A 12,780-nucleotide genomic window follows, 5' to 3' on the forward strand; every position below is an offset into this window, starting at 1 on the left:
TGTCTCCGCAATGGGACAGTCCCCTAGAGGAGAAAGCCCTCACCCGGCGCTGCGCGCCGACCTCTCCCGCGAGCGGGAGAGGTGAACGAGCCGCCCCGGAATCGATTCACCTGAAGCCATTGCGCTTTGCGATCGACGAGCTAAAGCGCGCTCGACGCGACGGAAATTTGTATGCAAAAACAACCCCGTTCTACTGTGCATGGGGTTGTTTTCGCGTTTGTGATTGGGCCGGCCTCAACCCTGCCGGCGCAGGAAGCCCGTGATCGTGACCTTTTCCCAGATGCCGGCGGCGGCAAAGGGATCGGCGCGATTGAAGGCTTCGACCTCAGTGCGGCCGGGTGCCTCGATCAGGAACAGGCTGCCGATCATGGTCGCACCCTCGTCGGAGACGAGCGGCCCCGACATCACGATCTTGACGCCGAAGCGTGATGTGTCGCTCAGGAAAGCCTTGTGGGCGTCGTAATTGGCAAGCCGGGTCGGCAGCGCGCCGGTGCGGTCGACGGCGTGAATGGCGAACAGCATGGTGGTCTCCGTTTCTTGCTTCAGTTCTTGGGACGGCCGCGGCGGCGGCCGTCCGGACTTGACGTGATGGGTTAGTCTACTTGGCGCCGAGCTTGTCCGCTTCCTCGAAGGTCGGGCAGGTCCGCTGCTCCAACGGCACGTCGAACGGCCCAAAATTGTCCTTGGTGATGACGGTCGGCTTCAGCACGATCTCGCTGATGACGGGCTGGTTGCGCAAGGAGCGGATCGCCATCATGGTGCCGAGGCAGCCTTGAGCAAATCCGTTGTAGTCGCCACTCGCGAGCAGCTTGCCGGATTTGATCGCGTCGATCGCTTCCTTGGTGCCGTTGATGCCGATCACCTGGGCTTTGCGGTTCGCGCCGTCGAGCGCCTCGATCGCGCCGACCGCCATGGCGTCGTTGGCGGCGAGCACGCCGTCGATCTGCGAATTCGACTGCATCAGGTTCTCCATCACCTGGAGCGCCTGCAGCCGCTGGTAATTGCCGGGCTGCGAGGCCAGGAGCTTGGCGCCCGGAGCCTCCTTCAGCGCAGCGTTGAAGCCGCGGACGCGGTCGACATTGGTCAGCGAGCCCTTGACGCCCTCGATGATGACGATGTTGCCCTTGCCGCCCAGCGTCTTGAGCAGGTAGCGCGCGGTCTCGCGCCCAAGGCTGTAATCGTCGGCACCGACGAAGGAGAGGAACTTGCCGCCCGCCGAACGGTCGGTGATGTTGACGACGGGGATTTTGGCTTCGTTGATCTTCTCGACCCCCGGCACCATGGCCTTGTAGTCGACCGGCGTGAAGACGATCGCGCTCGGCTTCTTCACGACGACGTCCTCGATCTGGCTGAGCTGCTCGGGGATGCTGTCGGGTTTGGTCGGGATGTACTGCAGCGTCTTCGCGTTCAGCGTCTTCGCCATGTTGTCGGCGCCGACCCGCACCGTCTGGAAGAACGGGTTGGTCTGGTTCTTGGTGAAGACGGCGATGGTCTCGCCGTCGGCGCGCGCCCCCGTGGTGAACGCAGCCGCCATCAGCAGCGGCAGCGTCAGATAGCCAAGTTTCAGTTTCATGTAGCCTCCATCCCTCATTTTGCTTGTTGGATTTCTAAAAGCTCATTGCGCGCGGCGGCGGGTCTTCATGTCGAGCCAGACCGCGAGAATGACGATGATGCCTGTCACCAGCGGCTGCCAGTTGGCGCTGACCGACAAGAGGTTCATGCCGTTCAGCACCAAGGTCAGGATCAGCGCGCCAATGAAGGTGCCGAACACGGTGCCGACGCCGCCGAACAGCGAGGTGCCGCCAATCAGCACGGCCGCGATCGCCGGCAGCGTCAGGCTTTCGCCGATATCGGCCTCGGCCGAATTGAGGCGCGACAGGAAGATGATCGAGGCAAGCCCCGCCATGGTGCCGGAGACGGCGTAGACCAGCAGCAGGCGGCGCGCGACAGGAATGCCTGACAGCCGCGCTGCGACCGGATTGGCGCCGATGGCATAGATCTCCTGGCCCCAGATCGTCCGTTGCGCGAACAGCGTCCCGATTCCGAGGAACACCAGCAGCAGATAGACCGGGATCGGCAGGCCGAACAGATAGCCGCTGCCGATCTGGCGGAAGCCGGCCGGGAAGCCGTGAAGGGTCTCGCCCGCCATGTACCAATAGGTGAGGCCGTTCAGCACCCAGAGCATGCCATAGGTGGCGATGAAGGAGGGGATGCGGAGCGCGGTGACCATGATGCCGTTGAGGAGGCCAACGATGCCGCCGCAGGCAAGCCCGGTGAGGATGCCGAGCGCCGGCGAGCCGGTCTTGTGGATCACCGTTCCGGCGATACAGGCCGACAGCGCGACATTGGCGCCGACGGAGAGGTCGAGGCCGGCGGTCAAGACCACCAGCGTCAGGCCAGAGGCGATGAAGAAGGTCAGGCTCGCCTGCCTCAGCACGTTGAGGATGTTGCCGAGGCTCAGGAAGGAATCGCTGAGTACGGCCAGCACCGCGCAGATCAGCAGTGCCGCGAGCAGGCGATAGAAGACCTGGATCGCGTCCTGCGACAGGAACGAGCGAGGCGGCGCGATGGCGTCTTTGGTGATGTCGGTCATGCGCGGCTCCTGAGGCCATCGAGGAACAAGGCGACGATGACGAGCACGCCGACGCTTGCGACCTGCACCGAGGACGGCAGCGAGATCAGGTTCAGCCCGTTGCGCAAGACACCGACCGCGATCACGCCAAGCACGGTGCCGAGCAGCCAGCCATTGCCGCGCTCGAATGATGTGCCGCCGACGGCGACGGCCGCGATGGCATCGAATTCGAGGCCGAGCCCGGCGGTGGGATGGCCGGAATTCATCCGCGCGGTCATCAAGAGGCCGGCGATGCCGGCCATGGCGCCACCGATGGCGTAGACCACGATCAGGAGGCGGTTGGGCGAGAGGCCGGCATAGCGTAGCGCCTCGCGATTGCCGCCGAGCGCGAAGATATAGGTGCCGAAGCGGGTGTGATAGAGCAGGCCGTGAAAGGCCGCATAGGTCACCAGCGCCATCACGATCGGAACGGGTACACCGAGAAGCGTCGCCGAGTAGATGTCGCGCACGCTGTGGGGAATGCCGACCACGCTCTGGCCGTCGCTGACGATCAGCGACAGTCCTTGCGCCATGCCGAGCGTGCCCAGGGTCGCGACGAACGGCGGGATGCCCAGGATCGCGACCAGCCAGCCATTGGCGATACCGAAGGCGGCGCCGACCAGCAGGCCGGCACCTAAACCCAGCAACATCGATTTCGTCGCGAGCGACACGATCGCGACGCAGAGCGAGGTCAGCGTCAGCACCGCGCCCATCGACAGATCCAGCCCCTCCGTCATGATGATCAGTGTCATCGGCAATGCGAGCATGGTCAGGATGGTCGATTGCACCAGCACGTTGGAGAGATTGGCGACCGACAGGAAGCCGGGCGCGATCGCGCTGAACAGCGCGATCAGCAGCACCAGCACCATGGCAACGCCGGGAATGCGTTGCAGCGGATTGGGTTGCGAGACGACCGCGGCTTCACGCATGATGCATCCCCAGTCGCACGATGTTCTCCTCGGTCAGTTCGTCGCGTGTCAGGTGCCCGGCGATGCGCCCCTCGCGCATCACGTAGGCGCGATCGCAGACATGGCAGATCTCGACCTGTTCGGACGAGATCATGAGGGCCGCTGCGCCTTCGGCCACCAGTCGGTCGATCAACGCAAAAATCTCCGACTTGGCGCCGATGTCGATGCCGCGCGTCGGCTCGTCGAAGATAAACAGCTTCGAGCCGGCCGCCAGCCACTTGCCGATCACGACCTTCTGCTGGTTGCCGCCCGAGAGCAGGCCGACGGTCTGCCGCGCACCCGGTGTCGCGATCCTCAATTGCCGGATCAATCCATCAGAGGTGCGTTGCGCACTGCGCTGGTCGAACAGACCGCTCGGGAACAACTTTCGCAGCGCCGACACCACCAGATTGTCGCTGACTGATCGCAGCAGCGCGAGGCCCTCGCTCTTGCGGCTCTCCGGGATCAGCGCGATGCCGCGGCGGGCGGCAAGGTCGGGCTCGCCGGAGATGATCTTGCCGTCGAAGACGATCTCGCCTGCTGTCACCGGATCGGCGCCAAAGATGGCGCGCGCAACCTCGCTGCGGCCAGAGCCGACGAGGCCGCACAGGCCGACGATCTCGCCCCGGCGCACCTCGATGTTGATGTCGGAGATGCCGGTCGGCGCCGTCAGGCCCTTGACCTCGAGCAGCACCTCGCCGGGCCTATCGGCAAAGTTGCGCGGATAGGTCATGTCGACGTTGCGGCCGACCATCATGCGGACGAGCTGGTCCGGCGTCACGTCGGCGGGACGAACGCCGTCGATGCGGCGGCCGTCGCGCAACACCGTGATGCGGTCGCCGAGCGCGAACACTTCGGCCATGCGGTGCGAAATGTAGACGATCGAGACGCCATCGGCCTTCAGCCGCGCGATCAGCGCGAACAGCAGCTCGGTCTCACGGTCCGACAGCGCGGCGGTCGGCTCGTCCATCACGAGGATGCGGGCGTTCTGGCTGATCGCCTTGGCGATCTCGACCATCTGCTGCTGTGCCACCCCTAACTTGTCGACGCTGGTGGAGGGATCGATGTCGAAACCGATGGTGCTGAGGACACGACGAGCGTCAGCCAGGATCTTGCGGCGGTCGATCGTGCCGGGAATGCGGCCCTTCGGCTCGCGGCCGAGGAAGATGTTCTGGGCGATATCGAGATAGGGGACCAGCGAGAATTCCTGGAAGATCACGGCAATGCCGAGCTTCTGCGCATCCGCGGTCGAGCTGATCTCGACCTTCTCGCCCTTGTAGAAGAATTCGCCGGCATCGGCGCGGTAGGCGCCACACAGCACCTTCATCAGGCTCGACTTGCCGGCGCCGTTCTCGCCCAGCAGCATATGGACCTCGCCGGGGTAGACGGCGAAGGACACGTCATCCAGCGCCTTTACGCCTGGAAATTCCTTGCTGATGCCGCGCAGCTCCAAGAGCGGTGTCGGCGGAGAGGGTTCAACGGCCAATGCTGCGCTGCTCATGCCTGCGCTCCGCTGGCAAAGATCTTTCCGGGATTCATGAGACCGTTCGGGTCGAGTGCGGTCTTGACCTGCCGCATCACGTCGACGGCCTCGCCGAGCTCAGCGGTGAGATAATCGATCTTACCAAGCCCGATGCCATGCTCGCCGGTGCAGGTGCCGTCCATGGCGATGGCCCGCGCAACCATGCGGGCCTGGAGCGCCTTGGCGCCTTCGGCTTCCTCGGGCTTTGCCGGGTCGATCAGGATCAGCATGTGGAAATTGCCGTCGCCGACATGGCCGACGATCGGCGCGGTGAAACCGTGCTCGTCCGCGTCGCGCCGCGTCTCGGTCAGGCATTCCGCCAGCCGCGAGATCGGCACGCAGACATCCGTGATCACCGCGCGCGCACCGGGTCGTAGGCCCAGGCCCGCATAGAGCGTGTTGTCGCGGGCGTGCCAGAGCCGGCTGCGGTCTTCCGGCGCCTTGGCCCAGGCAAAGCCGTGGCCGCCATGGTCGGCCGCGATCGCCTGCGCGGCCTCGGCCTGCTCGGCGACGGAGGCCTCGGAGCCATGGAATTCGAAGAACAAGGTCGGGGCCTCGCGATAGCCGAGCTTTGCGTAGGCATTGATGCCGCGCATCATGACGTCGTCGAGCAACTCGATGCGCGCAACGGGGATTGCGGACTGGATCACGGAGATCGCGGTATCGACGGCGTTGTGCAGGCTATCGAAGCTGCACACCGCGGCCGAGATCGCCTGCGGCACGGGATGTACCTTCAGCGTGATCTCGGTGATGACGCCAAGCGTGCCTTCGGCGCCGACGAACATGCGCGTCAAATCATAACCGGCGGCCGACTTGCGCGCGCGCTTGGCGGTGCGGATCATACGCCCGTCCGCGAGCACCACCTCCAGCGCCATGACATTGTCCTTCATGGTGCCGTAGCGCACCGCCATGGTGCCGGAAGCGCGCGTGGAGGTCATGCCGCCGATCGAGGCGTCCGCGCCCGGGTCAATCGGAAAGAACAGGCCGGTCGCCCGCAGCTCCGCATTGAGCTGTTTTCGCGTGATGCCGGGCTGCACCACGACATCCATGTCGCTGTCGTGCACGGCAAGCACCTTGTTCATGCGCGCGAAATCGAAGCAGACGCCGCCAGCGACCGCGGCCGCGTTGCCTTCGAGTGAGGTGCCGGCGCCGAACGGGACGATCGGCATCCCCGCGCTCGCGCAGAGTTTCACGATCTCGGCGACCTCCTGCGTTGTTTCAGGGAAGACGACGATGTCGGGCGGCAGATTGCGGTAATGCGACTCGCTCTGCCCGTGCTGATCGAGCACGCCGCGCGCGACGCTGGCGCGCGGGCCGATCATGCCGGTGAGGCGATCGGCCAATACTGCCGTGCTGACCCGCGGTCCCATCCTTGCTCCCTCTCTGCCCCGATGACGGACTCTTTGTCGGTCCGCTGCGTTGTCGTTCGGATTAGGCGGCTTGCGCGTTGCTCGCAACCTGCTTCAGGCCGAAATCATAGTTGAGATGAAAATATGCGCTGTCCACCATGCGACCATCCGGCGCACGGCCGGCAGGGTGGCGGACGAACTCGCGGATCAGGCTGTCTTTGACGCCGAACACCACGTCGCTGTCGAGATACTGGTCGCCGGCGACGAACACGTGCGTTACGAGCTTCTCGAAACCGGGCGACGAGATCATGAAGTGCACATGGGCGGGACGCCAGGGATGGCGGCCCTGGACCTCCAGCATCTCGCCCACCGGGCCGTCATGCGGGATCGGATAGGCGGCCGGCTTGATCGACCAGAAATGGAAGCGGCCGTTCTGGTCGGTGTGGAAGCGGGCACGCATCGTGAGATCGCCGATGGCGTCGAGCTGCTGCACGTCGTAATAGCCGTCGTCGTCGGAATGCCAGACGTCGACCACGGCGCCTGCAAGCGGCTTTCCGTCAACGGTCGAGACCGAACCGGTCACGAGCATGGGGTCGCCTTCCATCGGACCCGAGATATCGGCGCCGCTGTCCTTCTCCGGCGCAGCCTGGACGAAGAACGGCCCGAGCACCGTGGTCTCGGTCGCGCCCTCCGGCACCGGATGGTTGATCGCGTCGACCAGCATGGAGACGCCGAGCGTATCCGACAGCAGGATGAACTCCTGGCGCTTGTCGTCGCACATGTGCCCGGTGCGGGTCAGGAAGTCGATGCCGTATTCCCATTCCTTCTGGGTCGGCCGCACCTCGCGGACGAAGGCATGAAGGTGACGGACCAGCGCCTCGCTGATTTGCTTGATGCGCGGATCGGTCGCGCCCGCGATCCGCTCCAGCACCGCGTCCGTGATCGTGTTCTCGTTGAAGTTACGCATGTGTGCCTCCGTTGATCACAGCTTCGGCTCGCCGAGGCCGGACAGCCGTTCGAGATGCTTGACGGTCGCAATGAAGTCGGTCTCGCCGTCGCCCTGCGCGACCAGCGAGCCATAAGTTTCGCGCACTTGCGCCGCGAGCTGCAGCGGCACGCCAACGGCGTGGCCGGCGCCGAGGATGAGGTCGAGATCCTTGGCCATCTGCTTGCAGGAGAAAGTGGACGCGAAATCGCGGTGGCGCAGCGGCGCGGTCTTGTACTTCACCATCGGCGAAGCCACTGCACTGTCGTCGAGCACTTTCAAGATATCCTGCCAGGCGATGCCGCCCTTGCGCGCCAGCGCCAGGCTCTCCGCCATCATGGCCGCGGACACCGCGATCATCAGGTTGACCGAGAGTTTTGCGTAGCGTGCTTCCTCGGCCGGTCCGAGATAGGTCTGGGCACGGGTGAAGGCGGCGAACAGCGGCTTTGCGCTTTCGAAGGCATCCTTCGGCCCCGAAACGAAGCAGGTCAGCGCGCCCGTGTGCACGATGCTGGCATTGCCGGAGACCGGCGAGCGAAGATAGGCAATGCCGCGCGCCTGCGCGGCGGCCGCAACCTCGGTAGAAGCCTCGACACTCACGGTGCTGGTCTCGATGAGAACAGCTCCGGGCGTCATCGCGGCGATGAGGCCGGCAGGACCGAGCAGCGCGCCGCGCAAGGCGGCATCGTCGGGCAGGGAGGTGACGACTGCGGACTTGCCGCTCACGGCCTCGGCTGGCGTAGCGGCAATCGCAATGCCTTGCGCGCGTGCCTCGTTGATCCGCGCCGCGCTTTGATCGAACGCGGTGATGGCGTAACCGGCCTTGGCGACGAGCACCGACATCGGCAGGCCCATCTTGCCGATCCCGATGAAAGCGACATTCCTTGAAGCATCACTCATTGTTCTTGTCCATTGGCGCCTTCAGGCGGCGCGTCCTTGTCGTTCGATGTCCTGCACCAGCCGCCGGCCGGATTGCGCCAGCAGTTCTTTTTTGCCCTCGAGCGCTTCGGCCAGCAGTCGCCCGTTCCGCTTCTTCCAGGCGCCGCCGATCATGACGGCCTCGATGTTGGCGAGGCTCGTCTGCATCACCACGGTCGCGACGGGATCGTGCACCGGGAAGAGGTTGAGATCGGTGGCGTTGATGATGACGAGGTCGGCGAGCTTGCCCGGCGTCAGCGAGCCGATCTGGTTCTCGCGGCCGAGCATGCGGGCGCCTTCGGTCGTGATCCAGCGCAGCGCCTCGCGCACCGGAATCGTGGTCGTTGCCGGGATGGTGCCGCTGGCCTTGCGCGTCTCCGCATTGTCGAGCGCCCGCTGCATCGACAGTGCGACACGAGCAGCGGAGAAGAGATCGCCGGCCAGCACGGACTCCAGGTCAATGCCGATGGTCGGGTGCACGCCGCGCTTCAGGAGGCGTCCCGTGATCGGAAAGCCGTGACCCTGGATCATCTCGTTCTCCGGCGTCACCGAGAAGGACACTCCGAGATCGACCATTCGGTCCAGCAGCTCGTCGGGCAGATCATTGCCATGGACGATGTTGATGCCGGCGCCGACGAGCCCGGCCTCGATCAGCTTCTCCCAGCCACCAGGCGTCTTGGCGGGACCGCCGCCCTGATGCATGGAGGCGATCAGCTTGAGCTCCCGCGCAAGGCGGAAGTCGTGCATGGCGACGTCGAGCGTCGAGTAGTGCGGGCCGAGAATGGCGAGCCCGAGCGTGACGAGTCCGTCGCGGTCGGCGAGGGGGCCCGCGAGCAGCCGCTCGACCTCGCGGCGCGGATGCGGAATCTCGGAGAAATGCGGCTCGCCCGGTTTCGGCTCCGGTTTCGGCGAGCCATGGAAGAAGGCGGCGCGGATGCCGCTCTCGATCAGGCCGCGAACCGCAGCGTCGGTGTGATCTGGCGTCGGATTGTTGTGGCACCAGTCGACGAGTGTCGTCGTGCCGCAGTTGATCTGGTTCAGCGCGCCGACCAGCGTCGCGATGTGGATGTCGTCGGGCCTGAACACAGTCGCGAGGCCCGCATGCATGCGGCGGAAATATTCCAGCAGCGTCCAGTTCGCGGCATAGCCGCGTAAGCCCGTCTGCCAGGTGTGCATATGTGCGTTGATCAGGCCGGGGATAACGATGCGTCCCGTGCCGTCAATGATCTCTGCCTCGCCGTTGCCGAGGTTGATCAATGGGCGTACATCAGCGATGCGGTTGCCTTCGATCAGCACGTCGCCGGTGCTGAGATCGCCGATCGCGTCATCCATGCTGATGACGGTGGCGGATTTGATCAGCGTGCGCCGCATCGCATCAAGCCGCCGCTTTGACTGCGCCCGGCGGCTCGCCGGCCCAAGCGCGCGCGATCAGGCCGCGGATGGCGCTCCGCTCGAGCGGACGCGGATTCCAGTAGGTGTTGGTGACGGCGAGATCGGCCGCCTTGTCGATGCCGCTCTCGGGCATGCCGACGTCGCGCAGCGCAAGCTTTGCACCCAGCCGCTTCGCAAGGTCGTACAGTCCTTGGGAGGCATCGGCCGCGCCAATCGCGCGCGCGATGCGCGCCATCGCATCTGCACCGCCGGTGCATTGTAGGCTAACGCATGCGGCAGCACGATGGTGTGCGTTTCGGCATGCGGCAGATCAAAAGTGCCGCCGAGCGTGTGGCAGAGCTTGTGATGCAGCGCCATGCCGACGGTGCCGAGGCAGACACCGCACAGCCAGGCGCCATAGAGCGCCTCGGTGCGCGCCTCGCGGTCGTCGCTTTTGACAGCGATCGCGGGCAGGGCGCGGGCCAGCGCGCGGATGCCTTCCTCCGCCATCAGCGATGTCACGGGATTGGTATCGCGCGCGTAGAGCGCTTCCACCGCATGTGCGATCGCATTGATGCCTGATGTCGCAGCTAAGCTCGCCGGCAGCGTCAGGGTCAGGTCGACATCGTAGATCACGGTCTCCGGCAGTACGGCGGCATCGCGCACCGTGGTCTTCAGGCCGTTCTCGGTCTGGCCGACGATCGGTGTCATCTCCGAGCCGGCATAGGTGGTGGGGATGCAGAGCTGGTTGACGCCGGTGCGCAAGGCGAGCGCCTTGCCAAGGCCCGTGGTCGAGCCGCCGCCGAGCGAGACGACGCAGTCGGCCTCGCACGCCTTCATGACAGCGAGCGCGCGCTCCGTCACTTCGATCGGGGTATGCATGGTGGCGTCGGAAAATAGGCCCGCATAGAGCGGCCCGAGCGCCGCACCGAGACTCTTGCCCTGCGCCTCCTGCTGCGGCGTCGTCAGCACCAGCGCGCGCTCGCCGCCGAGCCGCTCGACTTCAGCCTTGGCGGAGGCAAGCGTTCCGCTGCCGAACACGACACGGCAGGGCAGGTTTTCAAAGGTGAACGAACCGATCATGCGCCGGTCTCTTTGATGGGATAATCGACCTGGAAGCGCCCGATCCGCAAGTCGCCAAGTGCATCGCGGACGCGCAGATGTTCGGGGTGGTTGGCATAGGCGGAAAGCGCAGCCTGGTCGGTGAACTCGGAGAACAAAACGACATCGCAGGCGTAATCGACAGCGCTGACATCCATGCCGACCTCGATATGGGTGAGGCCGTCGATGCGGCCCTTGAGCCCCTCGAACAGGGTCTTGACCTTGATCCGGGCGGCGGATCGCTCCGCAGGGGTCTCCCCGCGCAGCCGCCACATCACGATGTGCCTGATCGGGCCCGACATTTCCCTGCTTCCTCGCCTGCTATCTTGCTTGTGTTGAGGCCATTTTGGCTTGCGGGAGGCGGAAATAAAGATCAATAATCGTAACTCTCTTTTCCTAAAAGTGGAAAAATGGACCGCCTGGCGCAATTGGAGGTGTTTTCCAAGACGGCCGAGCTCGGCAGCCTGTCCAAGGCGGCCGAAGCGCTGCGCATGTCGAACGCGGCCGCGAGCCGCCATCTCAGTGCGCTCGAGGAGCGGCTCGCCGTCCGGCTGATCGAGCGCAACACCCGCCGCCTGTGGCTGACGGAGGCGGGGCAAGAGCTGTTGGAGCGTTCCAGCCGGGTCTTGAACGAACTGGCCGAGGCCGAGGACATCGTCAGCGATCGCGCGCTGTCGCCGCAGGGCACGCTGCGCGTCACGAGCTCGCTGTCCTTTGCGGTGATCTATCTGGCGCCGATGCTGCCGGCCTTCCGCGCGCGCTATCCGAAGCTCAACATGCAGATCACCACCGCCAACCGCTACCCGGATTTCATCGAGGCCGGCATCGACGTGGCGATCCGCACGCGCGAGCAGGAGCCGGATTCGAACATCATCGTCCGCCGCATCGGCCAGATGCGTCGCGTGCTCGCGGCGGCACCGTCCTATCTCGCAAGCTGCGGCGCGCCGGAACAGCCCGCCGATCTCGCGCGTCACAACATGCTGGTCTACAATCTCGCCAATGATCCCTATTCGCTGCGCCTGCGCAAGGGCCATGGCGCGCAGACCGTCCGCATCACGCCGACGCTCGACAGCAATGACGGTCAGGTCATTCGCGGTGCGGCATTGGCAGGTCTCGGCATCCTCATCCAGCCGCTCTACATCGTCCAAAGCGATATCGCCGCGGGCCGGCTCGTCCCCGTCCTGATGGACTGGGAGCTGCCGCTGCTCACCATGAACATCGCCTATCAGAACCGCGCCGGGCTGCCGGCCAAGATCCGGGTGTTCTCCGACTTCTTGGTCAGCTACATCCGCGAGCATTCGGAGCCGGGAATCTGGATCGACACGGCGACGTGAGCGGGAAGCATTCATGTATCTCGGCATCGATCTCGGCACCTCGGCGGTCAAGACCGTTCTCGTCGATGGTGCGCAGCGCGTGATTGCGAGCGAGAGCCGGCCGCTCGCGACCGTCTCGCCGCAATCGGGCTATTACGAGCAGGATCCCGCGCAGTGGATCGATGCGACCTTTGCCACGCTGGATGCTCTGAAGGCATCGCACGCCGGCGAGCTGGCGGCGGTCGAAGGCATCGGGCTGTCCGGCCAGATGCACGGTGCCACGCTGCTCGATGCGAGCTTAAGGCCCTTGCGCCCCTGCATCCTCTGGAACGACGGGCGCTCGGCCGCTGAGTGCCGTGTCCTGGAGCAGCGCTGGCCCGCCTTGCGTGCGACGTCGGGCAACAAAGCGATGCCGGGATTCACCGCGCCGAAGCTGCTCTGGATCGCGACGCACGAGCCCGACATCTTTGCGGCGACCAAGATCGTTCTGCTTCCAAAGGCCTATTTGCGCCTGGTGCTGAGCGGCGAGGCCATCGAGGACGTCTCCGATGCATCGGGATCGCTGTGGCTCGACGCCGCGCGCCGGGACTGGTCGGACGCGGCGCTGGCGGCGACCGGCTTGTCGCGCGATCACATGCCACGGCTGGTCGAGGGATGCGCGCC

The 12,780-nt window shown here is 65.2% G+C and carries 12 protein-coding genes and 1 pseudogene; 2 read left to right on the top strand and 11 right to left on the bottom strand.

Translation table 11 applies throughout. From position 1 onward, the window contains the following. Window positions 1–234: 234 nt before the first annotated feature. From CWO91_RS38615 to CWO91_RS38665, 11 genes and pseudogenes are all read right to left on the bottom strand, one after another. Complete coding sequence (locus tag CWO91_RS38615; RefSeq protein WP_130220628.1) at window positions 235–522, bottom strand: YciI family protein; 288 nt, start codon at window positions 520–522, stop codon at window positions 235–237. 76 nt (window positions 523–598) lie between these two features. Further along, window positions 599–1,573, bottom strand: coding sequence for a sugar ABC transporter substrate-binding protein (locus tag CWO91_RS38620; RefSeq protein WP_165406008.1), 975 nt, complete (start codon window positions 1,571–1,573; stop codon window positions 599–601). A 42-nt stretch (window positions 1,574–1,615) separates the two neighbouring features. Beyond that, complete coding sequence (locus CWO91_RS38625; RefSeq protein WP_130220630.1) at window positions 1,616–2,593, bottom strand: ABC transporter permease; 978 nt, start codon at window positions 2,591–2,593, stop codon at window positions 1,616–1,618. Further along, window positions 2,590–3,540 carry an ABC transporter permease gene (locus tag CWO91_RS38630; RefSeq protein WP_130220631.1) on the bottom strand — a complete coding sequence of 317 codons (951 nt, stop codon included), beginning with the start codon at window positions 3,538–3,540 and terminating at the stop codon, window positions 2,590–2,592. The genes CWO91_RS38625 and CWO91_RS38630 overlap by 4 nt, the downstream gene beginning before the upstream one ends. Next, complete coding sequence (locus CWO91_RS38635; RefSeq protein ID WP_130220632.1) at window positions 3,533–5,059, bottom strand: sugar ABC transporter ATP-binding protein; 1,527 nt, start codon at window positions 5,057–5,059, stop codon at window positions 3,533–3,535. The genes CWO91_RS38630 and CWO91_RS38635 overlap by 8 nt, the downstream gene beginning before the upstream one ends. Beyond that, a complete protein-coding gene (locus tag CWO91_RS38640; RefSeq protein ID WP_130220633.1) occupies window positions 5,056–6,450 on the bottom strand; it encodes an FAD-linked oxidase C-terminal domain-containing protein in 1,395 nt (464 codons plus the stop codon). Before CWO91_RS38640 ends, CWO91_RS38635 begins: the two co-directional genes overlap by 4 nt. 61 nt (window positions 6,451–6,511) lie before the next feature. Further along, window positions 6,512–7,396: an intradiol ring-cleavage dioxygenase gene (locus CWO91_RS38645; RefSeq protein WP_130220634.1), complete on the bottom strand. Its 885-nt coding sequence runs from the start codon at window positions 7,394–7,396 to the stop codon at window positions 6,512–6,514. 15 nt (window positions 7,397–7,411) lie between these two features. Next, a complete protein-coding gene (locus CWO91_RS38650) occupies window positions 7,412–8,314 on the bottom strand; it encodes an NAD(P)-dependent oxidoreductase (protein WP_130220635.1) in 903 nt (300 codons plus the stop codon). Between the two features lie 21 nt (window positions 8,315–8,335). After that, window positions 8,336–9,703: an amidohydrolase family protein gene (locus CWO91_RS38655; RefSeq protein ID WP_130220636.1), complete on the bottom strand. Its 1,368-nt coding sequence runs from the start codon at window positions 9,701–9,703 to the stop codon at window positions 8,336–8,338. Between the two features lie 4 nt (window positions 9,704–9,707). Further along, window positions 9,708–10,786 (bottom strand): annotated as a pseudogene (locus CWO91_RS38660) (maleylacetate reductase). Then, on the bottom strand, window positions 10,783–11,106 hold the full coding sequence (locus CWO91_RS38665; RefSeq protein ID WP_130220637.1) for a Dabb family protein: 324 nt from the start codon (window positions 11,104–11,106) through the stop codon (window positions 10,783–10,785). The pseudogene CWO91_RS38660 and the gene CWO91_RS38665 overlap by 4 nt, the downstream one beginning before the upstream one ends. Window positions 11,107–11,214: 108 nt before the next feature. On the opposite strand from CWO91_RS38665, the gene CWO91_RS38670 reads away from it, so the two are divergent. Further along, window positions 11,215–12,138, top strand: coding sequence for a LysR family transcriptional regulator (locus CWO91_RS38670; RefSeq protein ID WP_130220638.1), 924 nt, complete (start codon window positions 11,215–11,217; stop codon window positions 12,136–12,138). 13 nt (window positions 12,139–12,151) lie between these two features. Next, window positions 12,152–12,780, top strand: a 629-nt coding sequence (locus tag CWO91_RS38675; protein ID WP_245471511.1) for an FGGY family carbohydrate kinase, incomplete at its 3' end; no start/stop codon positions are given.

The sequence above is a fragment of the Bradyrhizobium genosp. SA-3 genome, from assembly GCF_004212635.1.
GTDB lineage: Bacteria > Pseudomonadota > Alphaproteobacteria > Rhizobiales > Xanthobacteraceae > Bradyrhizobium.